The organism is Flavobacteriales bacterium, assembly GCA_020635795.1.
Taxonomy (GTDB): Bacteria; Bacteroidota; Bacteroidia; order Flavobacteriales_E; family Vicingaceae; genus Vicingus.
The window spans coordinates 44,208-68,772 of record JACJZD010000003.1 but is presented as its reverse complement, the minus strand read 5'-3'; the positions used below and the strand labels follow the sequence as shown (position 1 = coordinate 68,772).

General features: G+C 33.3%; 15 protein-coding genes. 6 read left to right on the top strand and 9 right to left on the bottom strand.

Translation table 11 applies throughout. The features are described 5' to 3' along the window. The first annotated feature begins 71 nt into the window (after window positions 1-71). From H6589_09445 to H6589_09420, 6 genes are all read left to right on the top strand, one after another. The gene (locus tag H6589_09445; protein MCB9174820.1) at window positions 72-593 is read left to right on the top strand and encodes a DUF4199 domain-containing protein; all 522 of its coding nucleotides are present in this window, start codon (window positions 72-74) and stop codon (window positions 591-593) included. Further along, entirely contained in the window at window positions 586-1,548 is a 963-nt protein-coding gene (locus H6589_09440) for a glycosyltransferase family 2 protein (protein ID MCB9174819.1), read from the top strand. The genes H6589_09445 and H6589_09440 overlap by 8 nt, the downstream gene beginning before the upstream one ends. Window positions 1,549-1,560: 12 nt before the next feature. Then, complete coding sequence (locus tag H6589_09435; protein MCB9174818.1) at window positions 1,561-2,688, top strand: glycosyltransferase; 1,128 nt, start codon at window positions 1,561-1,563, stop codon at window positions 2,686-2,688. Between the two features lie 56 nt (window positions 2,689-2,744). Then, window positions 2,745-3,497 carry a toxin-antitoxin system YwqK family antitoxin gene (locus tag H6589_09430; GenBank protein MCB9174817.1) on the top strand — a complete coding sequence of 251 codons (753 nt, stop codon included), beginning with the start codon at window positions 2,745-2,747 and terminating at the stop codon, window positions 3,495-3,497. A 39-nt stretch (window positions 3,498-3,536) separates the two neighbouring features. Then, window positions 3,537-4,598, top strand: coding sequence for a tRNA 2-thiouridine(34) synthase MnmA (mnmA, locus tag H6589_09425; protein ID MCB9174816.1), 1,062 nt, complete (start codon window positions 3,537-3,539; stop codon window positions 4,596-4,598). Window positions 4,599-4,673: 75 nt separating this feature from the next. Next, entirely contained in the window at window positions 4,674-5,339 is a 666-nt protein-coding gene (locus H6589_09420) for a hypothetical protein (GenBank protein MCB9174815.1), read from the top strand. A gap of 5 nt (window positions 5,340-5,344) precedes the next feature. On the opposite strand, the gene H6589_09415 is transcribed toward H6589_09420, so the two are convergent. The 9 genes from H6589_09415 to sprA all read right to left on the bottom strand — a co-directional run bounded on the left by H6589_09415 (window position 5,345) and on the right by sprA (window position 24,517). After that, complete coding sequence (locus H6589_09415; protein ID MCB9174814.1) at window positions 5,345-6,592, bottom strand: T9SS type A sorting domain-containing protein; 1,248 nt, start codon at window positions 6,590-6,592, stop codon at window positions 5,345-5,347. An 18-nt stretch (window positions 6,593-6,610) separates the two neighbouring features. Next, window positions 6,611-8,101, bottom strand: a complete 1,491-nt coding sequence (locus H6589_09410; protein MCB9174813.1) for a tail fiber domain-containing protein — start codon at window positions 8,099-8,101, stop codon at window positions 6,611-6,613. 205 nt (window positions 8,102-8,306) lie between these two features. Next, a complete protein-coding gene (locus H6589_09405) occupies window positions 8,307-8,633 on the bottom strand; it encodes a DUF4296 domain-containing protein (protein MCB9174812.1) in 327 nt (108 codons plus the stop codon). 54 nt (window positions 8,634-8,687) lie between these two features. Further along, entirely contained in the window at window positions 8,688-9,230 is a 543-nt protein-coding gene (locus tag H6589_09400; protein MCB9174811.1) for a hypothetical protein, read from the bottom strand. Window positions 9,231-9,319: 89 nt separating this feature from the next. Beyond that, a complete protein-coding gene (locus tag H6589_09395) occupies window positions 9,320-15,514 on the bottom strand; it encodes a hypothetical protein (protein MCB9174810.1) in 6,195 nt (2,064 codons plus the stop codon). Between the two features lie 132 nt (window positions 15,515-15,646). Continuing rightward, window positions 15,647-16,315 (bottom strand): TonB family protein, encoded by a 669-nt coding sequence (locus H6589_09390; GenBank protein ID MCB9174809.1) that lies wholly within the window; start codon window positions 16,313-16,315, stop codon window positions 15,647-15,649. A 63-nt stretch (window positions 16,316-16,378) separates the two neighbouring features. After that, window positions 16,379-16,645: a VanZ family protein gene (gene vanZ, locus H6589_09385; GenBank protein MCB9174808.1), complete on the bottom strand. Its 267-nt coding sequence runs from the start codon at window positions 16,643-16,645 to the stop codon at window positions 16,379-16,381. A 113-nt stretch (window positions 16,646-16,758) separates the two neighbouring features. Next, on the bottom strand, window positions 16,759-17,136 hold the full coding sequence (gene gcvH, locus H6589_09380; GenBank protein ID MCB9174807.1) for a glycine cleavage system protein GcvH: 378 nt from the start codon (window positions 17,134-17,136) through the stop codon (window positions 16,759-16,761). Window positions 17,137-17,233: 97 nt separating this feature from the next. Next, the gene (gene sprA / locus H6589_09375; GenBank protein ID MCB9174806.1) at window positions 17,234-24,517 is read right to left on the bottom strand and encodes a cell surface protein SprA; all 7,284 of its coding nucleotides are present in this window, start codon (window positions 24,515-24,517) and stop codon (window positions 17,234-17,236) included. Between the last annotated feature and the right edge of the window lie 48 nt (window positions 24,518-24,565).

Here is a 24,565-nt window from a genome sequence, read left to right as displayed (position 1 = left end):
TCTTTCTAAAACAACCCATTAAACCGTTAAAATTTTAATCTTTTATTATTTTTGTTCCACAAAATTTAGAAATGAGACAATACCAAACATCATTAAAATATGGTTTTTATGGAGCTTTGCTTGGCATTGTTTTTTTTATGTTACTACTATTTAGTGGCAATAGCCCATGGGGAAGTGCAAGCTGGATGGGTAGTTGGATTCCAGCTATTTCGGCATACTTTGCTATTAAAACGTATAAAGCTGAAGCTGAAGAAACTAGTTTTAGTTTTTCTCAATTGTTCAGAATAAGTGTTTTTACCTTATTTTTTCAAGCAATAATCGTAAACGTACTTTCGGTTATACTCTCAACTATTTTACAAATTAACTCTCTTGAATTGTACCGAGCAGAAATGCTTCAATATGCTGAACAAATTAAACAATTGGTATCGGAAGAAATATACAACGAAGCCATGGTGGAATTGCAAAATGCAACATATTCGACATTGGCTTTTCAGGATTTTACCAATAAATTAATTGGAGGATTAATAGTTTCGTTAATTTTAGCAGGTATTTTTAGAAAAAACAAACCTACTTTTGAAAATCAACATGAATGAATCATTTGACATATCTATTGTAATTCCATTATTTAACGAGGAGGAATCCTTGAGTGAATTGAGTGAATGGATTGAAAAAGTGATGCATGAACACAACTATTCATATGAAGTAATTTATGTGGATGACGGCAGTACGGATTCTTCATGGTCGATAATAGAAACACTTTCAAAGAAAAACCCAGCAATAAAAGGAATTAAGTTTAGACGAAACTATGGAAAATCAGCAGGACTAAATGTTGGTTTCGAAGCAGCCCAAGGCAATGTTGTTTTTACCATGGATGCCGATTTACAGGATAGTCCTGATGAGTTGCCAGAAATGTATAACATGATTGTTAATGACAATTATGATTTGGTTTCTGGTTGGAAGAAAAAACGCTACGATCCATTATCAAAAACCATCCCAACCAAGTTATTTAACTGGGCAACCAGAAAAATGTCGGGCATAAACAATTTACACGATTTTAATTGCGGACTAAAAGCCTATAAGAAAGATGTAGTTAAAACCATTGAGGTTTATGGCGAAATGCATCGCTACATTCCTGTTTTAGCAAAGTGGGCTGGTTTTTCTAAAATAACAGAAAAAGTAGTTCAACACAGAGAACGCAAATACGGTGTTACAAAATTTGGTTTAGAACGTTTTATTAATGGCTTTTTAGATTTATTATCAATCACCTTTATTGCAAAATTCGGTAAACGCCCCATGCATCTATTTGGCTCATTAGGCACAATAACATTTTTTATAGGTTTTTTGAGTGCTTTCTACATCGGAATAATGAAACTATATCGATTAAACAAAGGGGTTGACTCCATCTTAGTAACCGACAATCCGTATTTCTATATTTCATTAACTTGTATGATTCTAGGTTCTTTATTGTTTGTTTCAGGTTTTTTAGGCGAATTGATTTCAAGAAATTCATCACATCGGAACACCTATCATATTGAGAAAAAAATATAATTCAACCCTCAAATGAATATTGTAATTATTGGTCCTGCTCACCCTTACCGTGGTGGAATTGCTCTTTTTAACGAAAGATTAGCATTGGCTTTTCAGGAAGATAATCACACCGTTAAGATTATCACTTTCAAACTACAATATCCTTCAATTTTATTCCCAGGTAAAACACAGTTGTCTGAAGATAACGCTCCAAAAAATTTAAAAATAACTCAACAAATCAATTCTATTAACCCATTAAATTGGTTAAAGATTGGAACGAAAATTAAAAATCAACAACCCGATTTAGTTATTTTTAGTTACTGGATGCCATTTATGGCACCTTGTTTTGGTACCATTGCTTCAAAAATTAAGAAGAACGGGAAAACCAACATAATTGGGTTAATACACAACATCATTCCACACGAAAAAAGGATTGGAGATAACTTTTTATCCAGTTATTTCACAAAACAAGTACATGGATTTATTGCCATGTCGGATAGTGTCGTAAAAGATTTGAAAATCTTTACAGACAAGCCTATCACACTCACACCTCACCCCTTGTATGATAATTTTGGAGATATTAGATCAAAAGCAGAAGCTAAAAAATTATTGGGATTAGCTCCCGAATTCAATTACCTTTTATTCTTTGGAATAATCAGAAAATATAAGGGCTTAGACATCTTATTAAATGCTTTTGCCGATGAACGATTAAGCAATAAAAATCTTAAATTGCTTATTGCTGGTGAGTTTTATGAGGATAACACTGAATACTTCAACATCATAAAAGAAAAGAACTTGACCGATGATGTTATCATTTCCGATGCATTTATTCCAAACACAGCCGTTGCAAATTATTTTTGTGCTGCCGACATGGTTGTTCAACCATACAAACATGCAACACAAAGTGGTGTAACACAAATTGCCTATCACTTTAACAAACCCATGTTGGTTACCGATGTTGGTGGGTTAAAAGAAATTGTTCCTAACAATGTGGTTGGATATGTAACTCAAGCTAATAGTAAGTCGGTAGCTGATGCTATAAACGATTTTTATGTTAACAATAAAGAACAACAATTTATTGAAGGGGTTAAAACCGAAAAACTAAAATACCACTGGCAAACCATGACTACAAAAATTCTTGATTTACACCAAAAATTATAACTGGGAACAATTTTTGTAATTGTGCTTTAGTTAATTAGTAACTTTACATCCGAATTATGAAAACAGTTTTAACATTTCTTTTAGCAACAATTTCTCTTTTCACTTTTAGTCAAGATATCAACAAAACTGACGCAAAAGGCAAGAAACAAGGTGAATGGAAAAAATATTATGATAACGGTTTTGTTCGGTATCAAGGTCAGTTTAAGGACGACAAACCTTATGGCACATTCAATTATTATTATGAAACTGGAAAACCTAGTATCATAATGAACTACGATGGAAACATTGCTCGTACCATTGCCTTTTATGACGAAGGAAAGCTAAAAGCTAAAGGCAACTACGTTAACCAAAAAAAAGACAGTATTTGGAACTACTACAGTTCTGCAGGATATAAAATATCGGAAGAACTATACGTGAACGGTTTAAGACAAGGAAAAGTGGTTAACTTTTTTGAAGATGGAAAAATAGCAGAAGAAAAAGAGTTTGTCAACGATTTTGAAGATGGAGAATGGATACAGTATTACGAAGATGGAAAAATCCGAATGAAAGCCACATACAAAAAAGGTTCGTTAGAAGGAAAAACCTATTATTACGATAGAAGTGGAAAGAAAATGATTGAAGGAAATTTTTTGCATGATGTTAGACATGGTGCTTGGATGTTTTTTGATGAAAAAGGAGATATTACAAAAAAAGAAATTTACTATAACGGACAACGTGAAGGTGGAAACGATAATTTTATTGACGAAAGCAAAGAACTTAAAGAAAATCAAGATTATCTAGAGTTTGAAGACATGCAACCTCCCCGATAAACAAAAAAACAAGTGAAAAAAGAAAAAGTATTAGTAGCTATGAGTGGCGGAATTGACAGTTCCGTTGCAGCGTTGTTGTTACACGAACAAGGGTATGAAGTAATTGGAATAACCATGAAAACATGGGATTATTCTACCTCTGGTGGTGCTAGAAAAACAACTGGATGCTGTAGTTTAGATGATATTAACGATGCAAGAGCCCTAGCTGTAGAACTCGGTTTTCACCATATCATTTTAGATATCAGAGCCGAATTTGGCGATTATATTATCGACAATTTTGTTGACGAATACCTTGCTGGAAGAACTCCAAACCCATGTGTTTTATGTAATACCCATATTAAATGGGATGCCCTTTTAAGAAGAGCTGACCAATTGGGATGCAAATACATTGCTACAGGACATTACGCTCAACTTCGTCAAGAAAATGGTCGTTATGTAATTTCAAAAGGAAAAGATGTAAGCAAAGACCAATCTTATGTTTTGTGGGGATTAACACAACAAAGTCTTTCTCGAACCCTTTTTCCATTAGGAGGATTTGAAAAACAAGAAATTCGTAAAATGGCTTTGGATAGAGGCTATCAAGAATTATCAAAAAAATCAGAAAGTTTTGAAATTTGCTTTGTTCCTGACAACGATTACCGTGGGTTTTTAAAACGAAAAGTGGAAGGATTAGAAGAAAAAGTTGCTGGAGGGAACTTTATCGATACCGAAGGTAATATCCTTGGCAAGCATCAAGGCTATCCTTTTTATACCATTGGACAACGTAAGGGCTTAGAATTAGCATTTGGAGAGCCTCGTTATGTTATCAGAATTGATGCTAAAAAAAATGAAGTAGTGTTAGGCATGAAAGAAGACTTGAATTGCAAAGAAGTTTTCGTTAAAAAGCCTAATGTTATGAAATACGAAAGCATTATTGGAGAAATAGATGCACTTTCAAAAATAAGATACAAAGACAAAGGTTCTAACAGCCAAATATCCATGTTACCTGATGGCAGACTGAAAATTGTGTTTTTTGACAATGTACAAGGTGTTGCTCCAGGTCAATCGGCAGTTTTTTATGAAGGAAACGATTTAATCGGTGGTGGTTTTATTGACCATTGATTTACCTCCCAATTAATTTGGTATATTAGAATTTCGTAATTTTAATTTGTGAGAATTCTTATTTCAATATTATTAGTGGCTGCTCTTTTTTCTTGTAAAAAAGATGCTGATACACTTAAACCTCGAAATTTAAACCAAAATTACGCAGGTTTGACCGTTGGTAAATATGTTGTTTACGATGTAGACTCTACCTTTTACAATGTACCTTTCAACATTGTAGCCAATTATAAATTCCAAATAAAGGAAGTTGTTGATTCAAAATATATTGATGCACAAGGCAACGACGCTTATAAAATAATTCGATACAAAAAAGACACCGCTATTTCACAAAACTGGGTACATCAGGTGGTTTGGAATGCTACAATAAACTCATCCAATTATCAAAAAGTAGAAGATAACGTTCGTTTTGTAAAATTAATTTTTCCGATTAAACCTAATAAAGTTTGGAATGGAAACTCAATGAACACCTTATCATCATGGGATTATGAATACACTTCCACTCATCAAACAGAATTAATTGGAAGTACTATGTTAGACTCGGTTACAACTGTAACCCAATTCGATGATGAAAATGAAATATTGATACAACGCCAATTTTACCAAGAAAAATATGCTGCGAATATCGGTATGGTTTATAAACGAGTTATTGATGTCAATAAACTCTTTGATTCTATTTCTGGTACTTTTAAAATCAGCGAAGGTTTGGATATTACCTACACCTACAATTCTCAAGGGTACTAAAAAATTTATCTTCTGTATAATTTGGTATTGTAAACATTCTCTTTCCCAACAATAGATAGCATATAAATTCCAGAACTCAACTGTAAATTACTGAAATTGATTGTATTCAATCCTTTTTCTACCAGTTGGTTTTGATTCAAAATCAATCTACCTCTGTAATCATACAAATATACTTGAAAGTTATCCTCAACACTCGAATTAATGATAAACGATAATACCGATGATGATAAAGTTAATTGTACCACATCAAAACTTGCATTAGTACAACTTGATGCAATTACATCAGAATAACTTACTGTTCCATCAAAGTCAACTTGTTTTAACCTAAAATAGATTACTCTATTTTCTGCTGTAACATTAGTATGGTAAGTATTCGAAACTGATGACGTACCTGCCCCATCTATCACTGAAGATTCAAAAAACAAGTAACCATCATAACTTTTCTCTAAAACAAAGTAGTCGTTATTAATTTCTGTTTGTGTTGTCCATGTTACGATTATTTCTTTATCCGAACAAGTACTTGAAAAATTAGACAAGGTAACTGGCAATGGATTGGCGTTATCAACCAACACCCAATTTTCAAAAAAATCGGCTGAGGCTATTGCCGCCCCGCTTACGGTTCTTGCTCCAACATTAACTGTTCCAAAAAGTTTGTAAGCCTCCCAATTACTTGATCCTGTATTAAAACGTTGAGCTTGTAATCGAGATTCAGTAATGGTATTTGTCCCTCCAATTTCTACTCCAGGTGTATTGTTATAAGTAAAGCTAAGGGTTACATTTGGTTTTGCAGTATAACTTAGCGCATTAATATGCCAAAAACGGTCTACTACATTTAACGAACCATTTGTTGCTGGAGCAGTAGATTGCCACATGTTTGATACTGCTGATGGCCATGGTAAGTTCATGTCTGTTGTTTCCCAAGTTGACAAGAGCAATCCACTATTTGCCCCTATTGTTCCAGCTGTTGTTTTATTTATCGATAGAGGTATTTTTACACCACTATTTGTTGTCCATGGTATGGTATAGGTTCCAGTTGTAGCTGCAATGTTCCATTTAATTCGGTCTGTTTCTGCTTCCGACTTTATGTTTCCACCAGTACCTGCTGTTGCTAATGCATTTGTTGCTGGATTATCTATCACCAAATAAGCACCATTGTCTATCACCAAATAACCATTATCGTTTATTACCATTCTTGCTTGGGAAAAAGCTAAAGTGGTAAGAAAAATAAATAATATTAAAAGTAAATTTTTCATAATTGTAGAATAATACTTTTACTTATCTTTAAGTAATTGTTCAAGTTTTATCTCTAATGCTTTAATTCTTTCTTCTTGAGATTTTATTATCTCTTGTTGTTCTTTTATCGCTTCAACAGCAATAGGAATCATTAGTGTATAGTTTACAACTTTAAAAAGTTCTGTTTTACGTTCAAATTTTTCATCAGCTGATTTTGGAATATTTGAATTTAATACCAAGTTTTTCTCTTTTACCATTTCAGGTATAATCAATTCTAAATCTTGCGCAATAAAACCATACGACAATCTATTTTCGTCATAACCAATTCCAGGATACTTTTCAGTATCCATATAATAAGAAACGGGTTCAATTTTTTCAATCATTTCTAGCGCCCCAGTAATAGGTTTGATGTCTCTTTTTAATCTTCTATCAGAACCTAAATATGCCCCTCCTGAAAATACATCCGCATTAAAATAACCAGCCCATCCAGAATAACCTCCAGAGAAAGATAAAGAACCCTCAACAGCATTACCACTTTCGTTATTAGCTGCACCAAGCACTCCAACACCTCCAGAACCAGTAGTTGTACCGTTTAAACTAAGCCCCATAACAGCTGAAGCTACAAATGCTGAGGCATTATAATTAGTTGCAGATAAGAAAACTCTAGATCCGTTTCCAGTTGTGGTTGAATTCATTAATTGCATAGCTCCATCTGTCGTAGTATTCGTCCAATATGAAGAAAACCCTCCAACAGCTGCGCCATCATGAACATATTCAAATTGACCTTGAGGTGCTCCAGTATTAATACCAATACGATTATTACCTCCATCAATAAAAAACATATTAGTTCTTGAATCAGACTCTACTCTAAAGTCATAATTATTAGACGCGTCATTAAATACCGCTTCGGTTGCACTCATTCTAAACCTTTCAACAGCATTAGTTGCAAAACCAAATGTATTAGCTGCAATGCTATACATACCAACATCAGGATCCGCAGCCCAAGAATAAAAAGGAAGAGCGGCAGTACCTCCTGTACCTCCTGCAAAAACCTGATCACCATTACTTTTCACACTAAACCTTACAGCGTTGTTAGTTCTAAAATCTAACTGAACATTATTAGTTGTTCCTAAAAAATGAGTACCTCCTGTAATGTTACCGTTTCCAATAATTTTCCAATCATCACCTCCAGTCGAAAATCTTGTCCAATTCGGAGCCGCTGGTGTTCCACCATTATAGTAATATCCAGGTGTTACAGCTGTAGCTCCAGCCCCTGCAGTAGCAGTATTATAAACCAACAAAGATGTTGTAGGTAAAGCTATAGGACCTGCAGCATTGGTTGCTGTTAATGCCACTCTTGGTATTAACAACCCCTTATTTGTAAAATCAATATCTAAACCAGCTGGAGCCAATGGCGCAGCGCCAGTAGCATTAATACCAATATTTTGAGCGTTAAGCTTTGTAGTTGTTAAAAAAGATGAGGCAACCAATGCCACCAAAACAACTGGAAATTTGTAGTTTTTTTTCATTTTAATTATTAATTAAATTATACTCTAAATTTACTAAAGCGGTTCAGGAGAATCCCTGTAGGTTGTTCACTTTATTTACTAACTCATTAATTACAAGTAAAATATACATCAGTAAAGTTACTTATAATATTTTAAGTATTTAACGTAAAAAAGAAAAAAGGGTTGCTTTTTAACTAAAATTTAATGATTGGTCGATTAAAAATGCTTATTTAACGAGTAAATCAGCTTGTTTTCGACTAATTATAACAATAGCTTCATTATAAATTTCATCAATTTCTTTAGGTGATGAAGAATAGAATTTTAAGCTTTTATTAAAATCATCTTCAGAAACTTGATGTCTTTTGTAGATGTCTTCAAACATGAAATCGATATCCGACCGTTGGTCAATAGGTTGAAATTTATATGTTGCTTGTGCCAATTCCATTTCAGCAATAATTTCAGCCATAACAGGTATAGGCACAAAATCGATTGCTGTTTTTGTTGTACAAGACAAAAAAATAAAAAATATTGGAATAAATACTTTTGGAGACATAACTAATATGCTACAATTATAAAGATTCCTGCTTTCGCAGGAATGACGTTTAAGTTATGCAGCAACTTTTGAAGGCTTCAATTCTCTAAGTGTTTTTGCTGCATTTAGCATACTTTCAATCATTCCTAGACCATAACTGCCATCTATCAAATCTCTAACCTCATAAACATCGGTTCCGATTTGAGCTTTATAAAAGAAATGATTTTGAGTTTTTATTCCAGAATCAGGAATATCTTGCTTATAAATTAATGCGTTCGGCTCTTCTTTGATAATTTCAGAAGTAAAAACTAAATCTTCTTTCAAATCCATTTTCAATAATTCAATATCACCTTCTCCAAACATAATTTCGATGCCGTATGTCTGTCCAACTACAATTTCCAAAGCACCTCTCTCGGTTAATACAACTTGAGGTTCTCCATTATCTTCAGCATTTGGAACCATTATAGCCATCTGAAAACCCCATGGATTTAAATCCAATTCTTCATACCCTTTTAATTCAATTGGTGCATTCTCCACTTCTTGTTTAGTGTCGTCGCCTCCACAAGAAGTAATCAATAATATTGAAACTATTATTCCGAAGTATTTAATTGCGTTCATCTTTCTAAATTAAAAGGCAAATATAAATTAAAAAACAGTAACAGAGCAAGTATTTTTTATTACAGAATTTAGCAATCTGACATTACTCTTTATTCAACTTTTATCCTTATTCCTTCCGAATGTGATGTGAATTCGGGAGCATACATACATTGAATGGTTGTAATTCCATTTGAAAAATCTCCTTTCATATTCACTTTTAGAGGATATTCAAACACATAAGTTCCTTTAGGTAAATAATCAAAAAAGAAATTGGTCGATGCATCTTTTGTAGTTTCAAAATAACCCAAACCACCCTGATAACGATAACCCGAAAACACATTGATGGGTTCAAAACCTGCTGCTCGCATATCTTTCATGTGAACATATTCCATGTTTCTATCCACTCTTAATTCAATTCTTACTTTTAATTTGTCGCCTGGTTTTAGTTTTGTTTTATCTGTTACTGGTTTAATAATTGGTCCAGAAGCCGAGTTTTCTTGTAAAAACACTTTTTTCACAATTTTTAAAGGCGTTTCGTGTGACGTAATTTTATCCAACTGTTCAAAATATTGCCAATACATTGCTCCCCAAGAAACCCCTTCATCTTTTTTAGTGATTTTTACCGTACCCATTTCTGGAGTAATCTCCTTTTTGTTCCACGATGTTTTAAAATAACCAGTTCCAGCTTCAACTTTTGTGTCGGCTATTTTTTTAGGGTCGATGAGTTGATTACCCACTTTTATCTCCACATTATTTTCCGTTACCAACCAATCAGAACCTTTCATTAACAACGCGTAACAAGCATCGGTTGTAGCTTTAGTTGTTCTCCAATCTTGTGTCTGTTTTTGTTTTAGCAACCAAACTTTCATGGCTTCCACACTTTTTTGGTCGTTCGTTACCTCGTCAAAAGCTTCTATTAAAAGAGCTTGAGTCTCTATCGGTGCTTGATACCAATAATACCCACCCGTATTTTCTTTCCAATACATTCCCAACTCATCATGGTTTATGGCATTTTCTTTTAAAGAAGCCACAATTTTGGTTGCCGTTGTATTTTCTTTACTTCTGTTCATGGCAACAGCAATCATTCCTTGCATGTACCTGCTGTTCGACAACCAATATTTTTTTGCCTGATTAAAATAATATTGATATGCTTCTTTGTTTCTAGTACTTATTTCTAAATCGTTTATAAAATAACTACGAGCATATAGATACATAATTTGGTCTTGACTGATGTTATTTTTATCCAAATCAACTTTATACTTTTTCAAATAATCATAATCTTCTTTTATTCTATTATCTAAATATTGAACAGCAGCCAATGTCATACTCCACGTTTTGTTATCGTTTTTAATATCAGATACACCCATGTGTTTTAATCTTCCCAAACCAGTTACAATGTATTGAGTAATATACCTGCTTTCTGGCATGCCTTTAAACCACGTCCAACCACCATTACCAACTTGCAATTCTTGAAGTTTTTTAAGCGCTCGCTGTTGTTCGTTTGCCATTTTATTTAAATCGAACAATAAGCCTACTCGTTTTTTTCGTTCACTTTCGTTTTGAGCATTTAATACCCAAGGAGTTTCTTCTAAAATAGCCGATTTCAATTCTTGGTTTTTTTCTAAATTCGACAAAAATGATTCGGGCGAACTACTTTTCCAACTATCAAAAACATTCTTGATTTTAGGATTTGAATTGGCGACATGTGAAGCTATTGAATTGGCATAAAAACGGCTAAAGGTTTGTTCAGCACATTCGTAAGGATACTCAATTAAGTATGGCAATGCTTGAACAGCATACCAAGCTGGATTAGAAGTAAATTCCAAAGTAAGTTTATCGTGTTTTAGGGTTGTTGATTTGTTGTTTACCAACTTTTCAAACGTAAATGTTTTTGATTGATTTCCTCGAATAGGCAAAGGCATACTTTCTGTAACTAACATTCTGTTGGTTAATACTGGAAGCACTTTTTCTTCGCCATCAGAAAAATCACCCGATTTTGCAACTACCTTATAAGTTATAGCTGAATAACCCTCTGGAATTGCAATTTCCCATTCCACCATAGTGCTTTTTGCTTTCTCCACCTTAAACGGATTTTCGGCATTGTCTTTAAGTATAAATGCTGTTACATCTTTCATGGTTAAAGCATCGTAAAAGAAAATTCTTGCCGCACCATTTTCAATGGTTGTATCCGAAAGATTTACAATTTTGGTGGAGAAAGTCATTTTATCCCCCTCTCTAAAAAAACGTGGTGCATTAGGATAAACCATCAACTCTTTTTGGGTAATAATTTCTTCGGTAAGCATTCCCGATTTTAAATCTTTGGTATGAGCCAAGCCCATAAATTTCCATTTGGTTAACGATTCTGGAATGGTGAAACTAATGATAATTTCTCCTGCTTCGTTTGTGGTTAAATGAGGATAGAAAAAAGCTGTTTCATTAAAATTACTTCGTGCTTTTACTTCTCCAAAATTATTATCACGAGCATCTTTTTGTTCTTCGTCTTTTAAATTTGATTGCTCCCTATTAGCCGCTAATTTACCAGTAGATTTTGTTACCGACTGCTGTGATACAGAAGCACCAGTAGCAACGGTTGTAGCATCCATAGCTATTTCTGCTTCAGCAAATTCTGCAAATTTATCTCCTGATGATTCTTCTAAAACACCATCAAAATCATTTTCCAACCCTCTACCAGCAGAATTTTTTGCTAAATAACCATAACGGTAATTTCTACTAAAATAATACCCAAACCAATTCAGTTGGTCGTATTCCTGATACGGAAAATTGATGAGTTTATTCCAGTTTTCACTAATCATGCTCGATGACATTGGTGCAAAGGAATTGTTTCCTTGCCAATAAATGGTTGAATAATAATAGTTTAAAATATCTAACAAAAAGTAGTTGGGGCGAAAAGCATCTAACGACGCATCGTACATTGTTGCTAGCATTTCGGCAGCTACTTTATCTCCTTTTTTATCGCTTATTTTTATTTTCCATTCTTCGTTTTGTCCTGGTAATAATTTGTTTCGAAATGTTTCGAACTTAACATCTAACATTTTGTTGGTGTAAGGCACATAAACCGCATCCGTAAAATTAAAATTTCGACCATGTTTTACAAAAGAAAAATGTACCACAAAGTTCCCTCTATGCTCCTCTGTTATTGGTATTTCTATTTTTTGCTGACTTCCACTTAACTTTATCCAGTTTCTTGAAACGATTTTGCCCTTATGCTCAATTTCGTACAAAACAGTCGCATTTTTTGCTGCAGACCCCACCAAATATGAAGCTTTTTCACCTGGTTCAACCACATTTTTTAGCTTGGTAAAAAAACTAATATCGTTTAACGGAAATGATTTTTCGTTTTCTCCAAACAAGGTAAAATATTTAATTTCTTTTACTTCATTACCAAACACATCAACACTTGTCGCTTCCAACACATAGTATCCAGAATTACACTCAGGCAATTTACCAAAACGAATTATTTTCTGATGTTCAGTATTAAAATTCACATCAAACACCTTCGTTGATTTTTCCCAATTAAATTTATTGTTCTCGTCTTTGTATTCATCAAAAGGAAAATCTTTCTGATATTCTTCTTTAGTCATTAAATGTTTATCAGCCTTAGCCCAAAGTTTTGACCTAAAAACCTGATTGGTTTTTTTTAATTGCCAAACTTTAATGTTTCCTTTTGCAAATTCAACCTCTCCATTTAAATTGGTAGTGCTCAAATAAAAACTGTCGGCTGCATTTTTGTTAACCAATTCAGGAATTGAAATATTGATTAACAAGGCTTTATTACTCACATACACATAAGTGGTGGTACTTTGTGTTTCGCCATTAATATCAACTACATCAGCATAAATAGTGTATGAATAAGTTGGTTCAAAATTTTGGTTTACCGTTTCATCGGGAATGGCTTTAAAATCAATATCAAAAGACCCATCGTTTTTAGTTGTGGTTGTTCCGTTAGTAATTTCCATTTGAGGCGATTGAGGATGATACCCCCAACGATAATAACACCAATACGGAAAACTTGCATTTCGAACCACGCGGTAATTTACCTCTGCACCATCTAAAGCTGCTCCCGAATAGGTTGTGGCTTTACCAACCGCTTTAATGTTCTGGTTAAGTTTATAACTCCCTTTTATGGGTTTAAATTCTGCCTCAAAAGTAGGTCGTTTATATTCCTCTACCGAAAAATATTTATTACCACTTGTTGTTGCAATATGCATCTGCCCGTTCAATCCTCCTTGTGGTGCAACGAAAGAACCACTAAACGTACCATATTCGTTGGTTGTTAATTTTACATCACTCACTTTTTGATAGTTGGCATCGTTAAACGTAACCGTTGTGGTGTAATTGGTTTTAATGTTGTTTTTATCTCCATCGGTATCAATTACTAAACCTTTAAAGTAAATGGTTTGTCCTGGTCGGTAAATGGCTCTATCAGTAAAAAATATAGTGCGTACTTGAGTTTGTTTTTGTTCTCTATAATTTCTATATTGATAATAGGAGTCGTCAGTATTTAATCGGTCTTTTTGATAGCTGAAATCAACATAATAGTTTCTATAATCATTGCTTGGTTCAATATTAAAATAACCATCTTCATTCGTAGTTTTTGTAGCCATTCTCTTTTGTTCGTACTTTCTAGTAATGTAGTTGTATTTATCATAAAAAACATCTGCAACAACATCTTTAAGAGGAGTTCCGTTTTCTCGGTCAGCCACAAAAAACTCAATACTTTGGTTTTCTGTTCTTCGAGTGGTATAACCCAAATTAGAAAACCAAAATGGCGTATAGGTTACTGCTTCATTAATACTCTCAAAATTTTTGTTTGATGCAACTAGCAACACGTAATAACCCATATCTTGAGCTGGAATTTTAAATTCTACCGAATGATTCTGATAATCCTCATCTTTTTCTAAATTAATTTCCCATTCAGAAACCGTTTTTTGAGCTTTTAGTTTTTTCAAAAAGTCTTCATCGCGCGGCATTCTATAATGTTCCTTATAATCATCATAAGAGATTTTAATTAATCGAGCATAAACTTTCGAAACATTTTTATACGATAATAACGCTAGTGCCGGTTTGTTTGGCGTATTAACCTTTTCGGTAGTAACCTGAATAGATTTGAGTTGAATTTGGTTAATTAAATACGCACATTTTTTTGCTCCTAAACTATTTGGAAATGCACCTATTGCATTAACACATACATCATACGCTTTTTTTACCTCTAGTTTATTCTCTGCATTTTTGCTTGTAGTATAATTGATTCCTTTTTGATTATGTATTTGAGCAATAACATAAGCTACTTCGGTACTTATATCGTGCTTACTATACTTTTCTTGAAGTTCGATTAATGCATCATAATAAAGTGAATCTGATTTTGCTAGTATCGAATTATTGTTAACAAACTTTAATCGTGTTAATTCTACATCAACCAAAGCATCAATATTGCCATCAACTACATGAGTTTTTGTTAAGTTTTGTAAGGTTTTTAGTGCGTAGTATTTTAATGATAACGAATCTTTACTCTCTATATTAACCTTGGTAAAATCTTCTGCTTCAGAAAAATAATTCACATTATTTAGTACAAACGCATAAACTGGTTTAATTACGTTTGGTTCTTCGTTCATAAAAAAGCTTAATGCTCTATGTGATAGAAAATCATACAAAAACGGACGAAATTTTTCTGAGCTATCTTTTTTAATGATAACATCTTCAAAAGTATTAACGGGAGTTCTTTTTAGCTCATCGATATCTTTTATTGATAACAAATAATGGTGAATAGTTCTTTCTATTATTTTGGTAATGTCCCAAGTTTCTATATCATCTTGAGCAAACCCAACAGTTGTAGTTCTGTTGTAAAATTTCCAACGGTTGTTTTGGTAGTATTGCCAGTACAATTCGGCAATAACCGAATGCAACATTGGTTTCAATGGATAAGTGGCTCCTTCAGCTTCTTTCTCAATTTCTGACAATGTTAATTTAAAAGCATTTTCTTCAAGATAAGATTGAAACTTGGCTTTTATAATCAATGCCTTTACAATTTGCTGATGATTGTTTTGAGTTCTTGATTTTGCTAAAATCTTCTCCACTTCATCTAAAGCAGACTTAGACAATCCATGCTGTTCCAACGAATCCACTTTTTTCCAATCTTCTACAAAAGCACTACCTTTTGCATAAACCAACAACACTTGTTGCTTGGGTTTAAAAAAACTAACATTTGCATACGAAAATATGCCTACAGAACTTGTTATTAATAATATTCCTATTGCAACAAGGACAACTACTTTTTTAGATTTCATATCGAGCCAATGATTTTATTAAAATTACTATTTTACAAGTAGATGACAAAACATTGTTTATTCCACAAAAAAATTCAAAAAAAAAGCATCCGCCAGCTGACGGATGCTTTTAATTGTTCATTTAAGAACCTATTATCTTAATGTAAATTTAACTGGTAAATTAAAATAAACTGGAACTGGTTTTCCTCTTTGTTTACCTGGATTCCAATTAGGCATAGCCTTCACTACACGTAAGGCTTCTTCATCCAATAATTTATTTACACCGCGCAAAACCTTCGCATCTTTTATCTTTCCATCTTTCCAAACAACAAACTGGACATAGACGGTCCCTTGAATACCATTTTCTTTAGCTATTACAGGGTATTTCATTTCTTTATTAAGGTACTTAAACAACTCCGCTGTTCCTCCTGGATATTCCGCTTGAGTCTCAACAATAGTAAAAATTTCTTCTTCTACTACTTCTTCTTTAATGGCAAATTCTTCTACCACCATTTTAGCATCAGCCTCTGTATCAATCATTTCTACCTCAGCAACTTCAACCTCATTTTCTACTACTTGAATAATTTCAGGAGCAGCTGGTGGAGGAGGTGGTGGAGGTGGTGGCGTGTTTTGTTGAGTAATTGGAATAATTTCTTCTTCCACTTGTTCAACAACCAATTGACCTAATTCGCTTGCAGAAAGATCATAAAACTTCATGTTTACAATGCTATAAACAATAATCATTGAAACTAAAAGACCAGCAGCCATAAAGGTGCCTCTAAGTTTATCTAAATCTGCTTTTGGGTTTTTCTTTAACTCCATAATATTAGTTTTTCAAGTTCTAAAATTAGTATTTTTTTTATTCAGTCGGTTATTTTTTCGGCATCATCTTTTTAACGGTAACAATTTAATAACAAACGGATAAATAATTACACCTATTGTTGCACCAATTGCATTGGCAAAAAAATCATACCAATTGCCACTTCTATTAATAAAGATGTAATGCTGAAGAATTTCCATAAAACCTCCGTAAAAAACTCCAAACAAAACAACTAACACATTGATTTTTAATTGATTATTTTTTTGTTCGTTAGTATAAATTGCAAAACAAAGTGTTACAGAAACCATCAAATAAATGCCAATATGCACCAATTTATCGAAATTAAAAAATGGTGCTTCAGGAATTTTATTACCTGGATAACCGCTTAAAATGGTAACAATAATTAGCCAAACAATAAACGGTAACAGATGTAATCTTTTCGGTTTTATCCTATTAAAGCTTTATACTGATCTGCAGACAATAAACCGCTTGCTTCAGATGAATTGGTCATTTTAACTTTAATCATCCAACCAGCTCCATAAGGGTCTGTATTAACGGTTTCAGGGTTTCTTTCTAAGCCTTTATTAAACTCAATTACCTCACCCGATACTGGCATAAACAAATCAGACACTGTTTTTACTGCTTCAACAGTACCAAAAGTAGCCTCTTGGTCAAGGGTATCACCTTCTGTTTCAACTTCTACATAAACGATATCACCTAATTCTCCTTGAGCAAAATCGGTAATTCCTATAATGGCAACATCGCCTTCTATTTTAACCCACTCGTGGTCTTTGGTGTACTTTAATTCTGATGGAATATTCATTTTAAATGATAATTGATATTATATAATTGATAATTGCGTATAAAAGTATTTATTATTTAGAATTTATCAAGTACAATCTTTGACAAATTATTAACCGTTATTGAGATAATATAAACCTTAAACTAAACCCTGCATTGGTATTGGTAGTTGGGAAAGTAGTTGATATTAAAGGATTTGTTGCGATGTAATCGTAGAACAATCTAAAATTAAGTTTCTGACTAATTTTATAATCTGCAGTAAACTTAACAGAAAATATACTTTGTCCACTTGTTAACTGATTAACACCCTCTACTATTTTACGAATAATAGTATTGTTGTTTCTTAAAGAGAAATCGACTCTAGTATCTATATCACTTTGTATTCTTCGTTTTATAAATGGCACACGAATTTGTCTAAACGTATATCCAGAACCAATACTCCACTCGTTACCTTTAACCTCAGTAATTTGATTATTTGCCATACTTAACGAAGCATTTCTATCTTTTTTGTATTCTACTTTAATTAAGATGTTATTCTCTAAAGTTACATCTACACCTAATAAAGGTCCGAATTGCTCAGTAATAGATACTGAAGATATTTGTAATGCTGGAATAAAATTATTTTCAACATTTCGAGCATTACCATCGGGCACATGAAATAAATTGGTTGTAAACGAACTTACATTAAAAGTAGATCTATACGAATGATTCAAACTGATTTTCTTAAACGCACGATTTAAAATTGGGATTTTCTCTAATCCATCATAAGTAATTCTCCAGTTGGGAATTGGTATGTATTTATCAAAATCTTTTAGCGATGCACTATTTGGATCGGAGCCAGAATATGCAGAAATAAACGTTGGTATTAAAACATCTTGAGCCGTACCACTATAACCATCGCTATAATCACCAACAAAGCCATTTGAATTGGGATTATCTGCTCCTCTACGCCTAGAAATAATTGCTCTGTTTTTTAAGAAATTATCAAACACATCAGAGTTCCAAGTTCCTTCTTCATCACCGCTAAACGCCGTAAATATAGAAACATACGACATACTAAAATTACCCGTCTCAATTGGTCGTGCAAATTCATAATCGCCATTTCCACTATTTAAAGAATCGTTCCAGAAAAACTGTCTAGCCATATTAGTAGCATAGTTTCTATTCATGGTTAATTGAATTCTCAGGTTTTTTAACGGGTTTATAGTTGCTCTTAAATTATACTCCTCTTTATAAGTAGTATTATAGGTATAAAGTAATGAAGCATTTGGTACCAACCAATCTCTTTCATAGGCTCGAACAGCAAAATCATCTTCCTGAATACCTGAAACAAAATTAAATCCTGGAGCTGAAAAATTTGGATTAAACCCTAGAATTGATGTTTCTTGATAATAACCTGGCAACAATGTCCCTCTATTTTTTGTATAAGTTCCAGATATATTTTTCGGACTCATCATAAACAACACAATATGGTCTATTGGCGAAAATGGCAATAATTTTCTCCACATTTCCACTTTTGAAGTATCTGAATCTTTAAACTTTTTTGTTTCAAACTGAATTGTTGCAGGAGGAACTCCAATAGCCCACCCTTTAACTTTAGCATTGTCTGCCTGAGTTTTAGTTTTATCTGGTTTTCTTCTATCTAAAGCACGCCTTTGTTGACGTTCATTAGAACGTTTTTCAATGTCTTTCAAATACTTAAATTGATTGTAAAATTTACCCATGTTTAGTTGGGCATTAAATGCCAATGTATTTGAATTCTGGATAGTATGACCTAAACTATCTGCTCCAATAGGTGCTCTTTGCCAATCAAAATCGCCATTGTATGATGTTGAAAGTGTAATAAAATCTAAATACGGGATTTTTGCAATAGGAATTTCGTAATTAAAACTAAACGAATGATGATAATTGGTGTTAATACCTCCTTCTCTAAAACTTTGATAAACGGTGTCTTTCCAATTTTGATACTCATCTTTATAATCTTTGTTAACTCGACCTTGAGCTGTTAACGGCTCGTTGATAGATGCCTTATTGGTGGCATTAAAGTTGAAAGTAAGTGCTTTAGTTAAATCAAATTTTAAGGCATACACCCTATTCCAATAGAAGTATTTTTGATAATATGTTGGCATCTCGAAAGCAAATCCAGTATTATTTCTTGCTCTTCGCTCGGAATACATCCTATCAACATCTGTTTGGAAGGTAAGTTGTTTTGGTGCTAAATAAAAATTAAAATCTTTAATAAAAGTAAATGCTTTTTTCTTGCCAATTTTTGAGTCGCTAAATGGCGTATAGTTTTTTGGATTATTACTAAAACCATAAGCTATACCTCCTTTGTAGTTTTTCTTAGTATCAAATTGGGTTTCTGCATTTCTCATGTAAGAATTTGAGTAGCCAAAATTGAAAGATAAGTTTGAAACATCATAAAAATGAGCTTTTGTTTGCCCTTTTGGTCTCAGCTTACGAACATTGGTAAAATTGATGCTTTTTCGTTTCATGTATTCTTCTGTTCTAAAACCTACAGAATCTCTATACTCTTGAGAAAAATCATTATTATCTAAAAGTTCATTTAGCAAAATATCTGGGTCAAGCGGATTGTATTTTGGAGTTATTTTACCCTCCGTTTGGCTAAAATACATCGGCAAACTAATCCCCACTTTTTCAGGAATAAATTTACCTAACTCAACACCTGTAGATAAATCATAACTTTTTTTGGTAACAATTTGACGTTCGTTTAACTTTTGCTGAATACTTCCAAAACCTGGTGTGGAGTAGCTTCCTGCCAAAGTTACATTTCCTAAATCTGCAATTTGAGCTGTCATACGTGCTTGTGCTGCCCAACCTCCTTCGTTATCAAAATCTGTCATTCTTAGCTCATTCACCCAAATTTCAGCACACTTTTCCAACCCATCATCACCTGGTCGGAGCGATGACTGTTTATTATTTCTAATACCAATCATAAATACTCTAACCTCAGCTAAGTTCGGATTACCTTTGACCTTTATCTTATTGTCACCATCTTCTTCTTCATAAGCTTTAATAATATTAACTCCCGATTGTGGGTCGGACATCAACTGATTCCGTTTCAACTTCAAATCAGTTAACTTCGTAAAAGTTAAATCTATATTATTGGCTTCAGGCCAAACAGAATATTGGTCGGATTCAATATCTTTATTGTAATATCCTGCAGGAGTAACTTTTAATGGAACTTCATATTCATAATAGTTGTTGTTGAAATCCGTTCCCATTCTTATAAAAACGGTTAAATCATTATCATTCAACGGTTTTGCAGGATTACTTTGTTCGGCATGGATAAACATTTTCATCTTTTTGTACCTACGGATGTCAATGTCCATAATCTTAAATCCTGCTCTAGCATCTCCATCTTTTAAGTTACAAACACTTAATGAAAGTGCTTGCTCATTTAATTGATTCAACCCTGTATTGTTACTTGTTGGATTAGGATTTATTTCTCTTAAAATTCCTGGAGGAATAACATAATTAACTGGTGTTTTACTACTATTTTCTTCAATATTAACTGCCGAAATTATAAAGGAAGTAGTATTATCATCTGTACCTATATAATCTCCTAAACTTAACAAACTACCATCGTATTTTCTCCATTCTCCCCGAACTAATTCTAATTGCGCAAAACGCAGAATTACCTTTTCATTAAATCCTTTCATAAACATTCTCATAAAACGAATGGACTTAAAATCCTGAATATTTCCAACCACTTTTTCAGGCTCTCGAATAGGAATTTTAAACTGATACCATCTAATGTTTCGAGTTTGTCCGTTAGGAGTTCGTACAGTAGTTTCGAGAACATTTGTTATGTAATTGTTACCTACATTATTTGGATTAACTTGTGACGGACTTAAGTTTACCACATATTGATAATAACTTTCTTTAAAATCAAGGTTATTATTTAGGTTGATATCCTCTACATTAGGTCGAGTTGTAGCCGATGTAGAATACGATTCTGTGTACTGTGCGGATGTAGGTGAGTTTCCCTCTGGTCCATTAAATTTTTTATATCGAGTAAGAATGTCTGTTCCTGCAGCATCAAAATCAGAACCTCTATAATGGTGGTAATTATCGGCAGAAGGGTCAGTACCAAATGCAGTACCAAAAAAAGCGGCTTCATCAGCATCATTGAAACCATCATAACCTACATCTTGAAATGGTCTAGTTGAAGGTGTATTATCAAAGGCATTAACCAATGCTTGTACTTTTGGCACTCTACCCCAAATAGTAGTATCAACTAAATTGGCATTTGCTCCTGTTGAATAATCAATAGCCGAAATTGGCAATCCATTTTCAAAACTTTTTCTAGAATCTTTTAAGATATCTTCTGATATATTACCCAAATTAAAATACAACTGCCCTCCACCATGAGCGGGGTTTCCATCTTCATCATTAAACGGGTCCATCACCCAAAACTGAATAAACTCGACATTCGATGATTCAAAATCGGTAGTTTCAATTCTTCTCATTACACCTCCCCAACGAGTAGTAGGGTTTACCAATGTTCCATCAGGAGCAATACCCGCTCCCAAAGAAGTACCATCATCAAAATTGTACGGACCTCTCTCATTAGGATAAAAAGCAAAATCTAAAATTGGCATATTGGTAATTATACCATTGGTTAAACTCTTATTAGGAAAAACCTCCGTTTGCAACACCTCTCTCATGTAGTGGTTCGACTGCATATTAGGGTTACTTTGGATGTGTGGAGGAGTTCTCGAATCATTTCTCCAAAACAAAGGGTCAATTACATACCAAGCAAATTTTGCTCTGTTAAACCCATAAGCAAGTGTATTTGATATTGGCCCATCACCTTCAGGAAACAAATCGGGTTGACCTTGTGGTGTACTAGCTAAGTTCCACATCGTAAAAGTTGATAAATCTATGGTTGATTGACTACCTTCAAAATCATCTAAATAAGCTGTACCTGCCTTGCTAATTGCCGAAGGATTACCTGGTAGCAAATGAGCAAACTCTCCCTCTATGGTTAATGTTGATTTTTCTTTGGTACTATAAATAGGAAGTTTATCTGCCCATCTTGTTAAAAAAGGAGCGTCAGTTGAATAGGTTAAATCAAAACCATAAATGGTATTATTTATTGGTTCATCACCCAAGTTAATTTTAGGAGTTAGTGGTCGCTCTGATAAATTTATTACCGTACCACCAATATTGAATTTCTCACTAATTCTATAATCCAACCTAGTTCCCATTAAGGTTTTAGTTTGAATATTAAACAACGACTGGCTTTCTAACGAAATTTTTATTGGTGTTCCTGACTGTAAAATACCATCATTAATAATTTTTACTCTACCTAAATTATAATCCACGGTATAATCAACATTTTCAGTCAAGGTAGCCCCTCCAGCAGTTACAACAACAGAACCTTGAGGAACATTTAATGCATTCAACGAAATATCGGCACTTGATGAAGATGAATATTTACCTTTTATTGTAAACCTGTTTTTATTTACATCTTGTTTTGCTAAAATTTGGGTAGTGGTATACAATGAATCAAACGCGTATTTATCGGCTGTTGCAGGATTAACAAATTTTGACCTTAAATGTGCCCCAAACGGTTCAAGAACTGGAAAATACACTCTACCAGTATTTGCATTAATGGTTATACCATTGATAAAGTCAAAAACCCCATCAGGGCTAGCCTGATTGTTATTGTTTAATCTATCCAAGTTCATTAACCCAATAATGGGTAAATCACTTAAATTATCTTCGGGAATAAATGGTATTTGAACCCCTGTTGCTGGATTTAAATAATCAATATTTAGAAAGAAATCGGTTGGAGAAATATTGTATGCCCCCAATGCATAAACGTTTTTCATCATTAAATCCCAAGTTGGTAAATTGGTATTTAAGATTGAAGCTTTTAACAACTTAACATAAAGTGCATCTTGCCCTGCAATACCATCTGTTGAAAATTCACCTACTTGATACACTTGTCCATCAAGGGTATACTGAAATGCAACACATAAAATTTGGTCTGGTTGTAAGGTTGAGTTTAAAGAGATATAACCCAACTGCGGGTTTAAAGTATATTCTGAAGGATTAAGCAACCTAGCATTTTCATATTTTTCAAAATCTGTTCCGTTTTCGAAATTTAAAAATTCCAATGCCTGACTAGATGACACAAATCCCCTGATAGAATCCTTATTAAAATATCCCGAATTTAGGTTATCATACAAATTATTTGCCGTATTGAATGGAAAATTGGTGTTTGGACTAATATTCGCATCAGTTACTAAAGCATCGTTATAGATGTTGTTTTGAGTAGCTTCTCCCAAATCCATAAACCCAATAATATTCTTGGTGTTTTCAATGGCGTTATTAATGTTCGATGTCCAAACCTCAACTTTTATAATATTTGCTCTAGAATTGATTACTGGTGGCGAAGACAAAAAACTTTCGTAGTTATCCCTAAAATAATGAGATAAAAAGTAATGTTTATTATCCTCATAATCTGAAGCAGGTTTTTCGTAAACTTGAATTTGAGCCCCTCCCTGAACATTAATTTCTTTTTTCTCACCACGTTCTTGGGAAAGAACACTGGTCACATATAGTCTTCCAAATTTTAATTCGGTTTTAACTCCAAAAAGCGTTTGACTACCCGTAATTAAGGAACCCTTTAAAGGAAGAGAAACGTTCCCTGCTTCAATTTTTTGAATAATCTCATCTTCATAACCAGTATATTCAATTTTCATTTGATTTTCAAAATCAAATGTAGCTTCGGTATTGTAACTTGTAGATAGCTTTAATTTTTCACCAATATTACCAACAACATTTAATTGAATTTTTTGATCAAAATTGAAAGTAGTAGTACTTCGTTGATTAGCAGGTAAAGCAGGGTTATCACGAGTAGAACGATTGAGCCCAAAGGTTAATTCAGCAGAACCTTGTGGTCTAATATCAATGGTGTTTCCTCCAAAAATTCTATCAAATGCTTTACCTTTTACAGTTAATGATGGTCTAAACCCTTTTGTTTGGTTGATATCATCAGCGGCAGCTTTTTCTCTCCAATAATTTTGAAGCGACTTTTTTGAATCATAGTTGATGTACTCCTCAAAATCCATGTAAGTAGGATATTTAACATATTTTCCTCCAACTTTTTCATAGTAATTATAATTCTCCGTTTCGGAATCATATTCAAAACCTTTTTCAACATTTGAAGGGTCATCTAAATATAGTCCGCCACTATTGTTTTCATCAGGATTCCCTACCCCATCTTTAAATGGAAATGGCAATTCTATTTCTGGGCTATCCAAAGGATTTTCCATGTTATATGCCAACATATTGTTGTGAGGAACAGCATTTGACAAACTAGGGTTTGCTAAATAGTTAACAAGGGTTATCAAAACTGATAACCCCACAATTAATAAAATATTATTATATGTTTTTTTACTATTTATCAAAACTAA

Bases quoted from the DNA above. Each gene is read 5' to 3' on its own strand.
- H6589_09430 (MCB9174817.1), top strand. From the start codon at position 2,745: ATGAAAACAGTTTTAACATTTCTTTTAGCAACAATTTCTCTTTTCACT.
- H6589_09405 (MCB9174812.1), bottom strand. From the start codon at position 8,633: ATGTCTCCAAAAGTATTTATTCCAATATTTTTTATTTTTTTGTCTTGT.
- H6589_09415 (MCB9174814.1), bottom strand. From the start codon at position 6,592: ATGAAAAATTTACTTTTAATATTATTTATTTTTCTTACCACTTTAGCT.
- H6589_09440 (MCB9174819.1), top strand. From the start codon at position 586: ATGAATGAATCATTTGACATATCTATTGTAATTCCATTATTTAACGAG.
- H6589_09390 (MCB9174809.1), bottom strand. From the start codon at position 16,315: ATGGAGTTAAAGAAAAACCCAAAAGCAGATTTAGATAAACTTAGAGGC.
- H6589_09435 (MCB9174818.1), top strand. From the start codon at position 1,561: ATGAATATTGTAATTATTGGTCCTGCTCACCCTTACCGTGGTGGAATT.
- H6589_09400 (MCB9174811.1), bottom strand. From the start codon at position 9,230: ATGAACGCAATTAAATACTTCGGAATAATAGTTTCAATATTATTGATT.
- H6589_09445 (MCB9174820.1), top strand. From the start codon at position 72: ATGAGACAATACCAAACATCATTAAAATATGGTTTTTATGGAGCTTTG.
- H6589_09395 (MCB9174810.1), bottom strand. From the start codon at position 15,514: ATGAAATCTAAAAAAGTAGTTGTCCTTGTTGCAATAGGAATATTATTA.
- H6589_09410 (MCB9174813.1), bottom strand. From the start codon at position 8,101: ATGAAAAAAAACTACAAATTTCCAGTTGTTTTGGTGGCATTGGTTGCC.
- gcvH (MCB9174807.1), bottom strand. From the start codon at position 17,136: ATGAATATTCCATCAGAATTAAAGTACACCAAAGACCACGAGTGGGTT.
- mnmA (MCB9174816.1), top strand. From the start codon at position 3,537: ATGAGTGGCGGAATTGACAGTTCCGTTGCAGCGTTGTTGTTACACGAA.